We start from the raw sequence: 18212 nt of genomic DNA on the forward strand, positions 1-18212 counted from the left end.
AATATCTCCTTTTATCAAAAATATTTTCACTAATAAAAGCTGATTAAATACACAAATTCCAACTTATAGGCGTACCAATTTTGGCATCTTGCTTAATTTTTTTTCCTAGAATAGTGTCGTAATATTTTGGTGATAAACCCAATCCTGGGCGTACTGCTCTTAGGTTTTCTGATGTGAATATATCCCCTGCTTTCATGTCTTTGGCAATATAGAGCGAGCGCCGAAAAACCAGCGACTCTTTTTCAGCCTCAGTTGCTCCATATTTTATGTTGCCCAAAGCTTGCCAAGCTCTTTCACTTTCAATCACCAATTGTTGCATTTCTTCAGGTTCCATTGAAAAAGCTGAATCAACTCCACCATCAACCCGACGCAGCGTAAAATGTTTCTCAATAAATGTGGCTCCTAGTGCAACACTGACAACAGCAACTCCAATTCCCATAGTATGATCTGATAACCCTACCTGGACATTAAACAAATCATGCAGATGGGGAATTGTTAACAAGTTACTATTTTCTGGTGTAGCAGGATAGGTACTGGTACATTTAAGTAATATTAAGTCCTGACATCCAGCTTCTCTCGCTGTTATGACTGTTTCATCTAGTTCTGCTACAGTAGCCATACCAGTAGAAATAATCATTGGTTTACGAGTGCTGGCAACTTTGCGAATCAGAGGGAAATCAGTATTTTCAAAAGAAGCAATTTTATAAAAAGGTACTTCTAAAGATTCCAGAAAATCTACAGCACTAGCATCAAAGGGAGTACTAAAACCGATAATTCCTAGTTCTTTGCATCGGTCAAATATTGGTTTGTGCCATTCCCAAGGTGTATAAGCTTGTTGATATAGTTGATATAGAGAATTACCATGCCATAAACTATCAGGATTATTAATATAAAATTCACCCTCATTTATATCCAACGTCATAGTATCTGCTGTGTAAGTCTGGATTTTAAGTGCATTTACTCCAGCTTTAGCAGCAGCTTCAACAATTTCTAAAGCATGCTCTAAAGATTGGTTATGATTGCCAGACATTTCGGCAACAATAAAAGGGGGATGGTTTTGACCAATTTGTATTCCGGCAATATTAATTTCTTGCATAAATTATCACACCTGAAAAATATTTTATTAGCTTTTTATTAGAATTAAATATTTATATATCTTTTAATTTATTAGGAATAATCAGTGAACGTGTAGCTTCTAACCCAATATTCATGAGCGTATCTAAAATAGAAAGATGCGAAACAAAGATTTTACCTCGTTGTGAGTAGCAGGGATGCTCCCATATTTGATAGTTTAACTTAATATCTTCCTCAATAAACAGATGCTTTTCTTCTTCAATGTAAACCTTAGAACCCATAGGACTGTAATAGTAGTCAGCATCAAGCTGTTGGCATAAATTCACAAGCATTTCTGTTCTTCTACCTTGTGGATTTAAGTCTGATGCTTTAACAAAATTTGGCGATAGACCTAGTAAATCTGCAAAAAGTTTGATAAGAGAAATATTCAGATCGACAAGATACTCATATTCATAGTTGATAAATTCCTGTATAAATGGAAAGATTGTATGGAAGTAAACCGCAGAACCTAGACACGTTTGAATAGTACCCAGATGCTTTCTACGCCATACAGACGGGTTATTTAAAATCTGAATTTTAGATAGAGGTGTATCTAGAGGATGAGCTTTCACAGGAACAGTAAGCCAGATTAGTTGATCATCATTACCTTTGAGGCGATTACGATTATGCCAAGATTGTTTAACACACTGTACGTTATCTAGAAAGACAAAAACATCAGATTTAGCAATTAGTTCAAAATACCCCAACCAAGGTAGATAAGTTGGCTGGCTAATAACTACAGTCCTTGACATTTGCTCAGATCCTTTGCTGGTTATATTATATTGTGATTAGTAGGCTTTCTTTATAAAACTTAAGTTTGATTATTTCATTAATCTAATTATTATGATTACATTTTTTTTCGCGGCTGGATTTTTGCATTGTAAACATAAACTGTAAATTCAAAAGGAACGGTTTCTGGTTTGATTAAATAATCATGCCTCAGTGTAACACAGGGGGAAAGCTCCTCTTTACAGAAGTGGAATACTTGATCTGGATTAACATAGAAAAGCCCATCATTAAAGTAGTCAACATATGTAGAAAGTGCATTAAAAGCTAAAACACAGCGTGTATGAGAAAATAAAGTTTTTAATAAGGCTGTCATTATTCCCCAGTTATCGCTAAGACGGTTATTGAATACACCATTTATCAGAATATAGTCGAAATCTTCAGGTATACCTTCCGATAAAACATCACGTTGCTCAAACTTATATTTAGGAAATTTATTTTGAGCAAGCTTAATCATTCCTTCTGACACATCATAGCCAATATACTCGCCTACAAATTCTAATTCTTTTTGTAAAAACGTCAGTAAATGTCCTGTGCCACAACCAAAATCAAGAATTTTTTTTGAAGATAAATCACCAGACTGAATAAGAATTTCCATACGACGCTCTTGGGTTTTTCTGTTTGCCCATTGTACTGCATGAGGAGTATCACCATGCTGTTGAAACAAGTTTGAATAATGTTGTTTTATAAATAATATGTCTTCTTGGAAATGATGAGATTTCATAATTATTAAATGTAAGAAAATTACTAAATTTTAGAGAATTACATAGAATGCAGAATTTGATTTAATACTCTTCTAGACCCTTGACCATCAACTAAGTTTTGACATAATCGAGCCATCTCAGTCCGTTCTTTAGTTGCTAACATTAATTTTTTCAAAGCATTTGCTATTACAATAGGAGCAATATCTTTTCCTTCTCCCAAGTTATATATTAGCCTCATTTCACCTAATTTTTTAGCATTAGATGCTTGATTATCTGCCAAAATTAGAATTAGGCTGGGTAAACCCATAAAAGCTAATTCCCAAATAGTAGAACCACTAGCAGAGATGGCTATATCAGACCAAGCCATTAGATTGGGCATATTTTGTACATTTCTGTGAAAATAGATAGGAAACTGTAAATGCTGACTAGCTACTTGTAATTTTTCATAGTGAGGATTGCTTCCACCTACTACGACTAATACTTCTAAATTACTTAACTCTAGTAGTTTTAAAGCATTAATAACCTTCAGAGTAAGGTTATTTAGGTCGCTACCACCAAGAGTTACTAGTAACTTTTTCACTATCAGAGGATGTGTTTTCTGCTCTCTTTGGTATTGAGAAAACTCCCGCCTCAGAAGAGCGTAATTTATACCCAGTAGAAGTTTAGTATAAGGTTCTCGCTGCATATATAAATTCTCATGAGCATAAATATCTTGATTTAACACTACATCTGCATAGTAGTATTCTGCGTGCCCATAATCATCAATGAATAAAAGTTTTAGGTCAGATTCCTTGATGATTTCTTGATACTTAGCACCGAAATTGTAACCATCCACCACAACCCAATTTGCATTAAACTGGCGTGCGAGTTTTGCTGTTTCTTTGGCATCTTCAGCACTTCCAATTTGAATCGGCAGGTGGATAACTTCCATTCCTTCTGCGTTTAACCGAGTTTTCAAATCTGGTGCTTCGGTCGCCATCACAAAAACTACCTGGCCACCTGCATCTTGCCAAGCCTGCGCTAAAGCTAGACAACGCATTACATGACCTGTACCGATTTGTGTTGATGCATCTACTCGGATAAATAGCTTCATTTTTGATAAATTAATAGTTATGCAGCATATTTCTTTTGTTCTACATGTGCGTTAATTAGTGACCAATCAGGATACTCTCTGAACAAATCTAAACAATCCTCAAGAGTAAATTTTGGAATTTCAGGATAAAGCGTTTCAATAATTCTTTTGATAAGTTCAAAATCATCTGCTGTGTCCACTGTCCAACGATGTGAACTTTGATTTTCTGAATAAACTACCTGAGCTAATCTATAACGTTCAGGATGCATATAAATAAATGGAGTAACATGTTCTCGGTCAGGTTGTGCGATTGCTTCTACAAATGCTTGATGTAATGCTAGAAATGAAAAAACCTCAGTATCCATCCCTCGTGGGTAGGTTCTCTCTAAAGAATTAGAAACATAATCACATTCATGTCTATAATCGAGAAAAAATTGAATTACCTTGTTAATCACCAGTGGATCAATAAGTGGACAATCGGAGGTTATCCGAACCACTACATCTGCTTGATGTTCTTTGGCAGCTCCATAGTATCTGGTTAACACATCTTCTTCAGAGCCTAAAAAATATGGTATTGAAAGGCGATCGCAAAGTTCAATGATTGGCAAATCTGTACTATTGATGGTAGTAGCAATTACAATTTCATCAGCCAACTTGACTCGCTTTAATCTCTCAATCTGATATTCTAATAAAGGCTTATCCAATACCTTTTTGAGTACTTTTCCAGGAAGGCGAGTTGAAGTCATTCTTGCCTGAACAATAATTACAGTTTTCATGTCAGGCTCTCTCTTAGCGGAATTACTACTTTATCCTGACTCTCTTCATTTAGCCCATAATATAAGGGGATAGTAATAGCTTCCTCGTAGTATTGCTCAACCTTTGGAAAGTCTCCTAATTGAAAACCTAATTTTTGGTAGTAAGGTTGTATATGAACTGGAATGTAGTGCAAATTCACACCAACTCCTGTGCTGCGAAGTTCTTCAAATATTTGTCGATGAGTTTTATTAATCTTATCCAGCTTGAGCCGAATTACATATAAATGCCAACTAGATTCAGAATCAGGGTGTTGCCAAGGTAACATCAGGGGTAAATCTTGTAGTAGCTGATTATATCTTTGAGCTATCAACCGCCGACATTCTACAAATTTATCTAGTCGTTGTAGTTGACTACTACCCAATGCTGCTTGGATATCTGTCATCCGATAGTTGAAACCTAGTTCTAGTTGCTGATAATACCAAAAACCTTGAGATTCTCCTTGCATTAAATCTGGATTGCGAGTTATGCCATGACTTCTTAATCTAATTAATCTCTGATACAATTCCTCTTGATTTGTTAGCACCATACCGCCTTCACCAGTTGTAATAATTTTTACTGGATGAAAGCTAAAAACTGCCATATCAGAAAATTGACAGGAACCAATAGGTTGTCCTTGATAGCTCCCACCAATCGCATGAGAAGCATCTTCGATAATTTTGAAACCATAACGCTGTGATAAAGCAGCAATTTGTTCCATTTCACAAGATTGCCCTGCAAAATGCACGGGTATTAATATTTTGGGCAAACAACCTTGCTTTTCTGCCTCAGCTAACTTACTTTCTAATTCATTTACGCTCAAATTATAGGTATTTGGGTTAATATCAACAAAGTCAACCTTTGCACCACAGTAAAGTCCACAATTAGCTGAGGCAACAAAGGTATTTGGTGATGTCCAGAGAATATCTCCTTGCTCCAAATCAGTAGCAAGACAAGCAATATGTAATGCAGCTGTCGCACTAGAAACCGCTACGGCATATTTCGCTCCACAGTAGTTGGCAACAGCTTGCTCAAATCTCTCTATAGCTGGGCCTTGAGTAATCCAGTCTGAGCGCAAAACTTCAATTACAGCATCAATATCTTCTTGATTAATATCTTGCCTTCCATAAGGAATGTAGTCACTCATTGCTTCAGCATATCTAGTAATTGGAAACCTTTTAGCCATTCTGTATTTATCTCAGAGCTATACTCAAACCCTTCTGGAACAGGGATTCCTTTTTCACTTAAAGCATTGCAGGCATAATCCACAGAATGAGAATATTCAATAGTTGGTCTAATTACATAATGATCTGAAAACTCCAATACTAAATGTGAAGCCTCAGAAGAAAACATGGCTTCATGTAATTTTTCCCCTGGTCTAATACCAACAATTTTAATTGGAACTCCGGGTGCAAGTGTTTCAGCTAAATCGGTAATTTTCATTGAAGGAATCTTAGGTACAAATATTTCTCCGCCGTGCATTCGTTCAAAGCTGTTAAAAACTAAATCTACAGCTTGTTGGAGTGTAATCCAAAAGCGGGTCATGCGTGGATCTGTAATGGGAATCTCTGGAGATTTTTCTTGAATCAGCTTTTCAAAAAAAGGCACTACTGAGCCTCTTGAACCAACAACATTACCGTAGCGAACTACAGCAAAACGGGTTTTCATTTCCCCAACAATATTATTAGCTGCAACAAAAAGTTTGTCAGCAGCTAGCTTGGTTGCACCATAGAGATTAATTGGATTAACTGCTTTATCTGTTGAGAGGGCAATCACCTTTTCTACTTCTTGATCAAGCGCGATATCAATAACATTATTTGCCCCATGAATATTAGTTTTAATACATTCCATTGGGTTGTACTCAGCAGCAGGAATATGCTTGAGCGCCGCAGCATGTATAACATAATCGACACCCCGCATTGCCAGACGTAGCCGATCGCGATCGCGCACATCTCCAATGAAATAGCGCATAACTGGTTCATTAAACTCCTGCGCCATTTCGTACTGCTTCAGCTCATCCCGTGAATAAACTATGACTTTCTGCGGCTGATATCGGCTAAGAACCGTTTTTACAAATTGCTTGCCAAAGGAGCCTGTACCACCAGTAATTAAAATAGATTTGCCATTAAACATCTTGTATTTATTTTTAATCTCAAAATTAATGATTTTCCCAAAATATTTCAGTGAAATTTTTAATTAGATTTGGATTGATTATTTGTGGTGCGATCGCTATTTTTTTGCTGCTTTTTAATCTGCTCTAATACAACTTTGTAATCTTGCCGATCGGGGCGCAACTTCACCAGCTTCTCCAAAGGTTCTATCGCACCCTTAGTATCCTTCAAGCGCAACCGCACTATAGACAGTTTCTCTAAAGCAAGTTGGTTTTCTGGTTCCCGTTGTAAAATCAGCTCATACCCCTGCGCCTGCTGCTGTAATCCTGACTCAGGAGAAGCAGACGTAGTTGCTGGCTTAGGTTGACTAGCCTGTTGTATTGCCGGAATTATTGCAAACACCGTAGAACCAACAAACGACACTAACGACACTATCGTGACAATCTTTTGTCGCCGCTCAATCTGCTTTTTGCGGGAAATTAGGTATTCATCCCCCGAACCAGTCATGCTTAACATACTTGCTGTGGTAAATACTGAGGTATTAGCAAGCCTCCCGTTTTGAGGGTACCCATCTGCTCAACAGAAACTAACATCTTGGCTAAAAATTTTTTACACAAACTTTAAAAGCTGACTCTGAAGATGAGGGAATTTTATGGTAAGCTCATGCTGTACAAACAATTTTGCTATGCGTAGTTTACCGCCGTAGGCATCGCTCCTATTGCTTCCAAGCAAAAACCTCTCCTACACCTAAACAAAGCCCAACCCTCCAGGTCTTATTCTTTAGGCGGAGAATTAAAATTATATAAATATTTGCGATAATTCTGCCTAATGCCAGATGTTTGCGATATGTTAAATAACATTTAAATAAATAGAAACAGAGGACATTTCTACTAAATTGCAAATTCCGCTTGTCAGGCAAAAATTTTCAACCTAGCCCGTGTCACAGTGGGTTGTTCAACAAGCAAACATATTTTTTAGAATTTTCCCAGTCCTCCTCAGTCTCGCTACTTAGCGCAACTTCCAGAGGGACTAATTATTTTGCTAGGTGTTCACAACAGATATCTGACAAAAGGTACTGTTGCACTCTCGTGCTTAAAGGCTAGAAGTTAAGGGGAAAAATAACACGGGAAAAGGTTAAAGGGGAAACAGAAGCATCCTTTATCTTTTAACCCTTACCCTAAACTTTTGTCTGGTTTCTGCAACAAGTTTAAGGACTACTTGGTGGAATTAGAGTTTTGTGGTGGTAATTACCGTACAAAACCGAATTTACCAGTAATCTAGTAGAGTTTGTTATGGTATAGTTAAAAAGTTAAGACTAGCTTTACCAAAATTACACCACTCTACGACCCGGCAACAATTGCAGAATGGGAAGCAGTTTTAATCAAGTATTTACCAACAAAATCTGAATTCAATCGAGGTTATGACTCAGCAAGTGATTCACCCGATGGTGAAATTGCAGCGCAACGTGCAATCACTCATAGAATCGAATATTATCAAGCCAAGTGATAGCATCTGGAAAATCGCTTTGCTCTATGGTAATGAATGGCAGCACTGGAAACAGGAACTGCTAGACTTTGGCTTTAGTATGCAAGACCCAGTTAGTGAACTACTAGCTGTAGAAACTTGGGATGAAGAATAGGCAATAGGCAATAAGCAATAGGGGGTAGGAATTTTTAATATTCACCACTCCCCATTACCCCTTATTCCGAGAGGGGACCCCACCTTCCCTATTCCCCATTTCTAGTCCCTAAACTTTACAAGCAGCTAAGGCCGCAGCTAATTCCTTTGCAGTTTGGTAGCGATCGCGTGGCAATGGTTCTGTAACGCGATCGATCGCATCTCTTAATTGGGAACTGATGGTGGGAACTTTTGCCACATCAAACCTGAAGTTACGCCCCCTTTGGCGGTAATACTTGAACGGGTTTTCGCCTGTGAGCAGAAAAATCAGCGTTGGTCCAATTGCATACAAGTCAGATTGAGTCAAAGGTTGTCCTCGTTCTTGTTCAGGAGCGCAATAACCTTCTGCACCAATCCGGGTACCGGGCGCTGTGCCAATTTCCTTAACTGCGCCAAAATCAAGTATTACTATGCGATTTAGCGAACTTCGCACCATTAAGTTGGCGGGTTTAATATCGCGGTGAATTAGTGGAGGTTCTTGGCTATGAAGATATTCTAAGATATCGCAGGTTTGGATCATCCAAGCGATCGCTTGGCTTGGCGTAACTGGCCCAGTTGTATAGACACGTTTCTCTAAATCTTGTCCGTGGATTAATTCCATTGCCAAGTATTTTTTTCCGCCTTCGACAAAGAAGTCGTAATACTTGGGTATTCCCGGATGGTTAAGGGATTTGAGAGTATGCGCCTCCCGCTCAAATAATTCTTGAGCTTTGGCAATTTTTGCCATATCAGCATTCATTTGCTTCAACACCAGCAGTTGCGGGATACTCCCAATCTGACCAGCCCCATCCCAAGCGAGATAAGTAGTACCCATACCTCCTTGTCCGAGAGTTCGCAACACCTGATAATGGCGAATTTTCTGTTGCACTGAGAGAGGTTGACCGCAGTGGATGCAAAACAGATTGTTCGGGGAGTTACCTTCATGCGTACAAGTGTATTGGCCTTGGGCTGAATAGACTGTTGCAACGACGTTTTCTTCTGTTGCTTGTATTTGTTGTGGCGATCGCAAACCAGTTTCCAGTACTGTTACCTCCTGAATTTGGAATTGCAGTATTGGGCCTCCTTGTGCTAGTTGCAAAAGGGAATTATCTGGTAACGGACTCTGAATCACAAGGACACCGTTCAGGAAAGTACCATTTGTACCCTGACTAATTAGCCGCCAACCACTGCCATTGTCAGCAGAATCGACGTGTCTCAGTTCTAAATGATGCCGCGAAACTAAACTATCAGTTAAAACAACGTGATTATCTGTAGCTCGACCAATCCGAATTATGGAAGAGTTCTCAAAGCACCACTGCTGGAGGGGCGTTTTCTGTTGCGGTTCTAAGAGAGTCAGACTAACCACAATACAACCTACAAGGTAAATGGATTAGGGAATGGGGCCAATCCCCATTAATTTTTAACTTTCCAAATTTGGGCGTACTTTTGCCCGAATAAGTATACCAGTAATGTTGTCGTGACCATTGTATTGGTTTCCTAAATCAATTAATTTTGTAACACCTTGTTCTAAGTTAGCGCCCGAACTAAGTAAGGGTTCTAAATGAGTCTGCCAATGGGTTTCTAGTAAATCATTATCTGATAGACCGTCCGATGCCAAAAGCAGAAGAGTATCTTCATTAATCTCAAAAAAGCCTACATCAGGATTAATCGAGTTTTCATCACGAGGTCCTAAAGCTTGGGTGAGTTGGTAGGCATCCGGGCGGGCGTAAGCTATGCTTGCTTCTACTCCTCGGGTAATTTCCCGTTGGCCAACTTCATGATCTACTGTGACTTGTTCTAATCCCCCCTTACGCGTCAAGCGATAGAGACGGCTATCTCCCACATGAGCAACTGCTGCTTGAGTATCTTGAATTAAGAGCATTACTAGAGTTGTACCCATACGCCCTACTCCAGAACGGGCATCTTGTTGATTGAGCTTGTAAATCGCCTCATTAGCTAAATACACTGCCTCACGAATGCTATCTTCTGTTGGCAATTGATTGGCAATCCAGTGTTCTTGAAAGTATTGCCGTAGGGTGTTAACTGCTAACTCACTGGCTATCTCGCCGCCAGCATGTCCACCCATACCATCGCAGAGAATATACAAACCGTGCCCTTCTAGAATTCGACTTTTAGGCAACTCCAACTTTTGAATTTTGGTTTCAATACCAAAGTAGTCTTCATTATGATGACGTTGACGACCTACATCTGTGCGTCCTGCATCTTCCAAGCTACTTAACTGCATCGCCAGCACAACAGTTGGCATATCATCAATTTTGCTAATGATATCTTCTGGTTCGTCTGATTGCGGCATAGTCGGCACAGTAGTATTGTTCTCCTTTATTGGGGGCAAAGTTGCGGTTCCTAGTGCTTCCAGTTCAATAGAGATTTCCTCCAAACGCGATCGCAATTGTGCGATTGTGTGAATCTTACCTACATCTAAATCTCCCAACATCTGTACTACAGAGCCAAATTGAGTGCGTTGAGACTGCCTAAATAGTGCTTGCCAAACTCGCCCCAAAGCTTGAATGGTTAACGGCTCCTCTGGAATAGCAGATGTTTGGGCTTCGGCATCTTCTGACGACTTGCTGACGGGCAGAGAACTTGATGATTCCACATACAATCTTTGTAGCGCCAGCGTTTGGTCTTCATCCAATCGCAAATTTGATAAATCTAAAAGGCTTTGACGACAATTTACTGGTTCCAACAATGCCCAAAGTTGGGTCATTTGATAACACCAGTGCAAAATTTTTAACGAACTTGTTGTCTCTTCTTGCCATAAGTCAAGTAAAGGCTGCCAATTTGAGCGGTCTTCAATTATTACTACCTGCATATCCCCCTGCTGCCATGCATCGTGAATCAGTGGTATCTCGCGCTGACTTTGAGAGTGTAAGGCAATATAAGGTTTCGCAAGGTGAGGAATTCCACTTGCATCTAATGATGGCGTTAGTAAATCTGATTGTTGACTTGCTAGTATTGCATCAATTGGTGATATTTGATACGGTTGGCAGTCTAGAACTCTCGCACCTGTAACAGCAATAGTAGCAGTTTCACTTTGGGTAGGTAGCGCATCTAACAATTGATAGCGCTCTTGGGAGTCTAAATAAGAGCCTAATGCAATCTGAGAACTAAGGGATAAAGGAGATGACGAGGATATTGCTTCTTCATTTTCCTCTAATCCCACATCTCCCTCATCTATCTTTACTCCCAAAGCTTCCCCAATCGTTTCTTTAGCAATAATTGCCCAAAACACTGTTCCACATTCCGTGCCACAGTTGTGACAAAGTAGTGCATTTACAGGTACATCTTCGGCGCTGCATTCAGGACAAACTTTGTGGGTCAGGGATGTGCCACAGCTTTGACAGAATTTGTTGCTTTTGGGGTTTTCAAATTTACACTGAGGGCAAATCAGCATAGTGGAAGTTCCTTTATTCGCGCTCCAAGGTGCTTCTAGCCACTAAGATCAAAGGTGCCACAATTGGCTGTCCCTGACTAAAGTAGACCTACAAGAGATTGTAGTTTATCAATGAATTTTGGTGGCAGTATTAATTGTGACGCATATTAGATAAATATTTAATATTTTGGGAATCAATTGCTTATAAATGGGGATAGGGGGCAGGGGGCAGGGGAGCAGGGAGCAGAGGGAGACAAGGGAGACAAGGGGGACAAGGAAAATGAAAATAGCCATTCCCAATTCCCAATGTCAAGAGTTTGGCCATTCCGGGGGTTCTGCGTTAAACCATTTTTGATAAATTTGCTTGTAAGTTCCATTGGATAACAAAGTCTCTATACCTTTGTTTATTGCATCTAAATGGGGGGAGTCTTTAGGTGTAGCAATCCCGTAGTATTCTTCAGTAAAGAGATCGGCAACAACTCTGATGCCTTTGAGTTTGCCATTTTTAATCGCATACAAAGTTGCAAAAGCATCGCTAACCACAGCATCAACGTTGCCATTGAGCAAGTCTTGGAAAAATTCTGGACCAGAATTAAAAGTACTAATTTTGGCGTTAGGGATGGTTTTGGCAAAATCTGCCCCAGTAGAACCAATTTGCACAGCGATTTTTTTCCCTTTGAGACTATTGAAGTCTTGAATATTTTGATTGTCTTCGCGGACAGCGATCGCTAGTCCGGCTTTAAAATAAGGTCGTGAAAAAGCAATTGTTTTCAAGCGTTCGGCGGTAATGCTGATTCCGCTAATTGCCGCATCAACTCTTTTAGCTTGCAAAGTCGAGATCGTGCCATCAAAAGGTAGACTTTCAAATTGGACTGCAAAACCTGCTACTTTAGCGATGCCTACGGCGGGCTTTGCCAACGCATTCATCAAATCGATATCAAAACCTTCCAAGTCCCCCCTAGCTTTTTGGATTTCAAAAGGGACAAAGGTGGGATCTGTCGCCACCCTAAGAGGTATAGCATCTGAGTTATTAGTAGGATAGAAATTTTTACAGGCAATAATCAATAGCAGACAGCCTAAGCTTAAAATTAGCTGCTGCCACTTGAGGTTAAATAATTTCACTGTAGTAATTCCGTTCTATCAGTCAAGATTCACGATAGTTGTCATGATGTTATAAGAAAGAATACATCCGTCAGCAGCCACAATCCACCATGAATGCTGGGCGAATAACGAAACTTTCAGATCCCCACTCTCGTTAAAAGTTGAGATCGGAGGAAGCTTCCAATCTCGCTTTTCGCTAATAATCTTCTTGTGTGTTCTGTACTCTGACTTCCAATTTTTAACTACTTATGGTTTCTACAACCCCTGCTTACCGAATTACTGATTTGTTCGCCGAACGCGCAAAGAACCTTGCACCACCAACTTACGGTACAGAGTTAAGCAAAATCGTCACCGTCAGCTTTGCCTACGGTCTAGCCGATCCAATTCTCTTTCCTCACACTGACTTGGCTGCTGCAAGTGCCGTTGTGCTGGCAGAAGAGGCTCCGATCGCTCTCAATTACGGCCCGCCTTCCGCTCAACTGTATGAGCAAATTATCCTCCGCTTGCAGGCGAAGGGAATTGCTGCCGATCGCGATCGCTTGATCATTGGCTACGGTTCTGGTCAGATTCTCGGCTTGCTACCAGATGTCTTTGTAGAACCTGGTGATGTAGTAATTGTGGAAGGGCCAACCTTCTTGGGAGTAGTTACCAGATTTGTCCACGCTGGCGCACGTATAATTACCATTCCGGTGGATGAGTTGGGGATGGATGTAGATGCGCTAGAAGTAACATTGAACGATTTAAAGAAACAGGGCATCCGACCCCGATTTATTTATACTATTCCCACCTTTCATAATCCCACAGGTGCTACTATGCCGTTATTTCGCCGCCAAAAACTGGTAGCATTAGCGGCTGAGTATGGCGTTCTAATCGTGGAAGACGATGCTTATAGCGATTTGCGATTCCGAGGAGAAACTATGCCCTCTCTGGCAACTCTCGACCAAGAAGGGTGGGTATTATATGTAAGTACCTTCTCGAAAATTATTGCGCCTGGTATCCGGCTAGGCTGGGCTTGCGGCGACGCAACGATTATTGAGCGGCTGGCGATGTTCAAAAGTGAGGGGACTGTGGGGCCATTTGTCAGCCATGTGGTCGCTCGCTATTGTGCTACAGGGAAACTAGACAATCACATTCAAGAGCTTATTGCCTGCTATAAACATAAGTGCAATTTGTTATTAGAAGCGATCGCTCAAGAGTTTCCCAGTGATGTCGTTGCTCTGCGTCCCGATGGCGGCTTTTTCGTTTGGTGTAAATTGCCACCAGATATCAGCGCTAAAGCACTCCTCATGGCTGCCAGTGAACACGGCATCAGTTTTCTGCCAGGGACTCGCTGCTACGCCAATGGACAAGGGGATGATGCCATTAGGTTAGCTTTTAGCTTTCAGCCAACACAGAAGATTGTTGAGGGAATCGCTACATTAGGATCGGTATTGCGCGGATTGAGGTAATTCGTAATGACGCTCTCTATGAGATGCTCTTGCTAGCTTGCTTCTCCCAAAAATCGAGATTTGGGACTTGTTAATTATCAACCCAAATCTCAACCACAAGACACTTTGGACTGCTCTCCACACCCCACTTGACATTTTAGCGATCGCTTTAAGTTGTCACAAATCTACGCAGTATAGGAAGGAGAAGATTTAGTTATTGACCAAATACCAATTTTGTAATGCCAACCGTTGAATTTCGCGCCAGGGAATATTATGTTTTCTGGCTAATTCCGCACAATCTTCATATTCTGGCTGCACATTAGCAATAACTTTCTCTGATGATTGTCCCTTCCATGCTACTTTGACCCGCACTTTGCCATATTCAATTTCCACTTGTTGAATTTCCCGTTGTAAAATGGCGCGTTGCTGAGTTGTTCGCCGAATACCCAAAGTTGTAGTTTCACGGAATATAACCGCTTCACAACTGAGTAAATTTTCTGGATGACAAATTACAGTCAGTAAAATCCCTGGACGGGACTTTTTCATGGCGATCGCTTGGGTAAAAACATCCACTGCACCAGCCGCAAACAAAGCCTCAAAAACATAGCCGATCGCTTGTGGATTTAAATCATCAATTTGGGTTTCTAGTACCGAGATAGTTTCTAAATTTGAGCTAGTATCTTCACAATTGCTGAAATTTGACTGTAAACTTGCGCTTTCGCCCAGCCAGAGGCGTAAAATATTGGGAATTGGTAAATTTATGGTTCCTGCTCCCAGTCCTACCTGCTTGATAGCGATCGCGGGTGGTGAACCAAAGTCTCTTGCCAAAGTAGTAGCGATCGCAGCTCCTGTTGGTGTCACCAGTTCTCTATCAATGCCATTGCTATAAACTGGACAACCCCGCATTTCCCAAAGTTTTAATACTGCTGGTACTGGTACTGCCATTTGACCATGTGCAGCCCGAACAGTACCGCCACCAGTGGGAAACGCCGAGCAGTAAAGTAGGGGCCATCCTTCGTCATTACTCTCAATCCCCAACCAATCTAACCCCAGGCAAGTACCTACAATATCTACGATCGCATCTATAGCACCCACTTCATGAAAATGAACTTTTTCAGGGGAAATCCCATGCACCGCTCCTTCTGCGACTGCTAGCTGTCGGAATACTGCCAAACTCCAAGCTTCTGCCTGTGATGGCAACCCCGCTTTGAGAATCATCTGCTCTATTTCTGGCAAGTGGCGTGTGCGATCGTGACTGTGTTCGTGGCCGTGGTGATCATGGTGATGGCGATCGTGTACTAAATCGACATGAACTTTAGTCGCCTGTTGTCCATTCCGTTGGACAAGTTCTGCTCTTAACTGATATTCCTGTTCAATTCCCAATCCATTGAGCTTTTCAATTAAATACTCCACAGGAACACCCAAACTTACCAAAGCACCCAGGCACATATCACCAGAAATTCCTGCCGGACATTGAAGATAAGCAATTTTATTCATAATAAATTAGTCATTAGTCATTAGTCATTAGTCATTGGTTATTTGTCATTGGTCATTCTTCCCTATTCCCAGTCCCTATTCCCAGTCCCCAGTCCCCAATCCCCAATCCCTCTATGGCAAAAATTTTCTCAGTCCATCCGGATAATCCTCAAATTCGTCGAATAGAGGAAATAAAGTCGGCGCTTTCTAGTGGCGCAGTCATGCTTTACCCTACTGATACAGTTTATGCGATCGGTTGTGATTTGAATGCTAAGTCGGCGGTAGAACGAGTGCGGCAAATTAAACAGCTAGCAAATGATAAACCACTGACATTTTTATGTCCCTCGCTTTCAAATGTGGCAACTTATGCCTTCGTAAGTGACACAGCCTATCGGATTATGAAACGCCTGATTCCAGGGCCATACACGTTTTTGCTCCCAGCAACTAAATTAGTACCGCGATTGGTGCAAAGCCCCAAGCGGAAAAGTACTGGAATTAGAGTACCAAACCATACTGTGTGTTTGGAGTTGCTGGCAGCTTTGGGCAATCCGATTATTTCAACTTCAGCACATCTGCCAGCAGATGAAGCAGATAATGGCATGATTCGGATAGATCCAGAAACTGTTCAGTCGCGGGTAGAGCTATTTGACCGTTTGGACAAGTTGGTAGACATAATTGTAGACACTGGCGAAGAACCTACTTATGAGGTCTCTACCATCTTAGATATGACCGGAGACGAAGCAGCAATTATACGGAGGGGTTTAGGTTGGGAAGCAGCAGCAGCATGGGTATAAGAATGAGACTTCACAGGCACACCTCTCCGTTTCGGAAATTGTGATAAAAGCAACTCCAGTTTTTAAATTGTCATATTTAAACGTGATGTCTATGACGGGCACAGATGCAATAACAGGATGGTGGTAACAGTCAGTACAGCAAGGGATTTGACAATTTTGAGAAAATGGTGGGTACTCATGTATCCGCGTCAATGTGGTGGCTTGTGAAAGAACCGACACATTGGCATAACTGTAACTCTCTCGTATTTCCTACAGTTTTATATATGAGCTTTAGATGTGAGCATTATATGGGGCAAGTCTTAATTGATAAATGTCCAAAGATTCACAAGCCTTGGCCGGCCTTGATTGCTGTGTCTGCGTTGTAATTACGGTGCAATACTACTCCCTGGAAAAGTCATGAAAGCTAACGTCATCAATCTACCAAACTCTACACCCATTTTTGAAAACCACCTTTCGACCGAAGAATTTTCAGACAGCAGCGAAACCTTGATTGAATTGCTGTGTCAAGAAATGCAAGCACAAGTGAAAGCAGCACCCAGGTGTGTAGAAGCTTTAGCAAACCGCATAGCCGTAGAAGTAGAACGCATTTGCGATAAAAGCTCGCGCATCCAAACATCTGGGCAAATCAAATCCTGGCAGATTACGTTGGGAAGGCATCGGATGCAAAAGTGCTTACGTTACTACCAACTAGGTTCCAAACAAGGGCGGGTGGAATTACATAGTAATTTGGGTGCTATGGTTTACCGCCATGTAACTTTATCTGGCTCTGAGTTGGGCTTTGATGCTCGTTACAGCCTAATTGAAGATTTTTTACAAGCATTTTATATCGAAGCTATCAAAGCTTTCCGCAGAGAAAACGAACTACCTCACGATCACACACCGCGTACTCAGCTGCAATTAGCTGAATATATGGCGTTTACAGAACAGTACGCCAAACGCCGCATCAATTTACCTGGTGGTGCAAATCAGCAATTGATTATCCTGCGGGCCCAAGGTTTTGCTCGTCGTCAGCCACAAGAGACTACCGTGGATATTGAAATGGCGGTGGAGTCTGCTAAGGGTGAAGAAGCAGAATCTTACCAGCGTAACTCGGCGGTGCAACAGTTGCGATCGCAGATGATTGCCCAAACTAATTTCGATCCATCTGAAGAGTCAGAACGCGATCGCGTCATCACTGAATTGATGAAATATCTGGAGTCTCAAGGTCAATCTGATTGTATGAACTACCTCAGCTTGAAGCTTCAAGACCTCTCAGCCCCAGAAATTGACCAAATTCTTGGTTTAACCAGCCGTCAGCGCGATTATCTCCAACAACGCTTTAAATACCACGTAGAAAAGTTTGCCAAACAACACCATTGGCAATTGGTACATCAATGGTTAGGTGCGGGTTTAGAGCAAAAGTTGGGTTTATCTTCCCAACAGTGGGAAATCTTTGTGAATCAACTTACAGAACAACAACAGCAAATATTACAGTTGAAAACTGCAAGGCAAACTGACCAAGCGATCGCAAAAACTATCAAATGCACCCCCAAACAGTTACAAAAGCGCTGGACTCAACTATTAGAACTAGCATGGTCTATCCGCAACGGTCATACTGAAGCACAAACAGGTTGAAGCTAAGGTGAAATAACTAAAAGACATTACTGAAGCTTATAACTGGGACGAGGAGCGCGAATTTAGCTTATACACCAAGTATAAAATTCCATTAATTAGTAGCGAATTTCTTGCGTGCCTCTGCGCTTCCTTCTGCACCCCTATGTGTTTAAATTTCACCCTCAATTTGCCA

At 41.0% G+C, this 18212-nt stretch carries 16 protein-coding genes; 4 read left to right on the forward strand and 12 right to left on the reverse strand.

The window, feature by feature from the left end:
- Positions 1–43: 43 nt before the first annotated feature.
- The 8 genes from pseI to NPUN_RS03505 form a co-directional block, all read right to left on the reverse strand.
- On the reverse strand, positions 44–1096 hold the full coding sequence (pseI, locus tag NPUN_RS03470; RefSeq protein WP_012407461.1) for a pseudaminic acid synthase: 1053 nt from the start codon (positions 1094–1096) through the stop codon (positions 44–46).
- 52 nt (positions 1097–1148) lie between these two features.
- Complete coding sequence (locus tag NPUN_RS03475) at positions 1149–1865, reverse strand: WbqC family protein (RefSeq protein WP_012407462.1); 717 nt, start codon at positions 1863–1865, stop codon at positions 1149–1151.
- A 95-nt stretch (positions 1866–1960) separates the two neighbouring features.
- On the reverse strand, positions 1961–2623 hold the full coding sequence (locus NPUN_RS03480) for a class I SAM-dependent methyltransferase (protein WP_012407463.1): 663 nt from the start codon (positions 2621–2623) through the stop codon (positions 1961–1963).
- Between the two features lie 38 nt (positions 2624–2661).
- Complete coding sequence (gene pseG, locus NPUN_RS03485; protein WP_012407464.1) at positions 2662–3696, reverse strand: UDP-2,4-diacetamido-2,4,6-trideoxy-beta-L-altropyranose hydrolase; 1035 nt, start codon at positions 3694–3696, stop codon at positions 2662–2664.
- Positions 3697–3713: 17 nt separating this feature from the next.
- A complete protein-coding gene (locus NPUN_RS03490; RefSeq protein ID WP_012407465.1) occupies positions 3714–4451 on the reverse strand; it encodes a cytidylyltransferase domain-containing protein in 738 nt (245 codons plus the stop codon).
- Positions 4448–5653 carry a UDP-4-amino-4,6-dideoxy-N-acetyl-beta-L-altrosamine transaminase gene (gene pseC / locus NPUN_RS03495; RefSeq protein WP_202947529.1) on the reverse strand — a complete coding sequence of 402 codons (1206 nt, stop codon included), beginning with the start codon at positions 5651–5653 and terminating at the stop codon, positions 4448–4450. Before pseC ends, NPUN_RS03490 begins: the two co-directional genes overlap by 4 nt.
- Positions 5611–6600, reverse strand: coding sequence for a UDP-N-acetylglucosamine 4,6-dehydratase (inverting) (pseB, locus tag NPUN_RS03500; RefSeq protein ID WP_012407467.1), 990 nt, complete (start codon positions 6598–6600; stop codon positions 5611–5613). Before pseB ends, pseC begins: the two co-directional genes overlap by 43 nt.
- Positions 6601–6659: 59 nt before the next feature.
- Complete coding sequence (locus NPUN_RS03505; RefSeq protein WP_041565162.1) at positions 6660–7085, reverse strand: tetratricopeptide repeat protein; 426 nt, start codon at positions 7083–7085, stop codon at positions 6660–6662.
- 913 nt (positions 7086–7998) lie between these two features.
- Between NPUN_RS03505 and NPUN_RS03510 the strand changes: the two genes are divergently transcribed.
- Entirely contained in the window at positions 7999–8217 is a 219-nt protein-coding gene (locus tag NPUN_RS03510; protein WP_012407469.1) for a DUF4327 family protein, read from the forward strand.
- Positions 8218–8325: 108 nt separating this feature from the next.
- Here the strand turns inward: NPUN_RS03510 and NPUN_RS03515 are convergent, their stop codons facing one another.
- The 3 genes from NPUN_RS03515 to NPUN_RS03525 all read right to left on the reverse strand — a co-directional run bounded on the left by NPUN_RS03515 (position 8326) and on the right by NPUN_RS03525 (position 12750).
- Entirely contained in the window at positions 8326–9600 is a 1275-nt protein-coding gene (locus NPUN_RS03515; RefSeq protein ID WP_012407470.1) for a protein kinase domain-containing protein, read from the reverse strand.
- 54 nt (positions 9601–9654) lie between these two features.
- Positions 9655–11649 (reverse strand): serine/threonine phosphatase, encoded by a 1995-nt coding sequence (locus NPUN_RS03520; RefSeq protein ID WP_012407471.1) that lies wholly within the window; start codon positions 11647–11649, stop codon positions 9655–9657.
- Positions 11650–11937: 288 nt separating this feature from the next.
- Positions 11938–12750, reverse strand: coding sequence for a basic amino acid ABC transporter substrate-binding protein (locus NPUN_RS03525; RefSeq protein WP_012407472.1), 813 nt, complete (start codon positions 12748–12750; stop codon positions 11938–11940).
- A 227-nt stretch (positions 12751–12977) separates the two neighbouring features.
- On the opposite strand from NPUN_RS03525, the gene NPUN_RS03530 reads away from it, so the two are divergent.
- Positions 12978–14177, forward strand: a complete 1200-nt coding sequence (locus NPUN_RS03530; protein WP_012407473.1) for an aminotransferase-like domain-containing protein — start codon at positions 12978–12980, stop codon at positions 14175–14177.
- 189 nt (positions 14178–14366) lie between these two features.
- Here the strand turns inward: NPUN_RS03530 and larC are convergent, their stop codons facing one another.
- Entirely contained in the window at positions 14367–15653 is a 1287-nt protein-coding gene (gene larC, locus NPUN_RS03535; RefSeq protein ID WP_012407474.1) for a nickel pincer cofactor biosynthesis protein LarC, read from the reverse strand.
- A 113-nt stretch (positions 15654–15766) separates the two neighbouring features.
- Between larC and NPUN_RS03540 the strand changes: the two genes are divergently transcribed.
- Positions 15767–16426: an L-threonylcarbamoyladenylate synthase gene (locus NPUN_RS03540; RefSeq protein WP_012407475.1), complete on the forward strand. Its 660-nt coding sequence runs from the start codon at positions 15767–15769 to the stop codon at positions 16424–16426.
- A 396-nt stretch (positions 16427–16822) separates the two neighbouring features.
- Positions 16823–18040 carry a HetZ-related protein gene (locus NPUN_RS03545; protein WP_012407476.1) on the forward strand — a complete coding sequence of 406 codons (1218 nt, stop codon included), beginning with the start codon at positions 16823–16825 and terminating at the stop codon, positions 18038–18040.
- Positions 18041–18212: the final 172 nt, after the last annotated feature.

This window comes from Nostoc punctiforme PCC 73102, from assembly GCF_000020025.1.
Taxonomy (GTDB): domain Bacteria; phylum Cyanobacteriota; class Cyanobacteriia; order Cyanobacteriales; family Nostocaceae; genus Nostoc; species Nostoc punctiforme.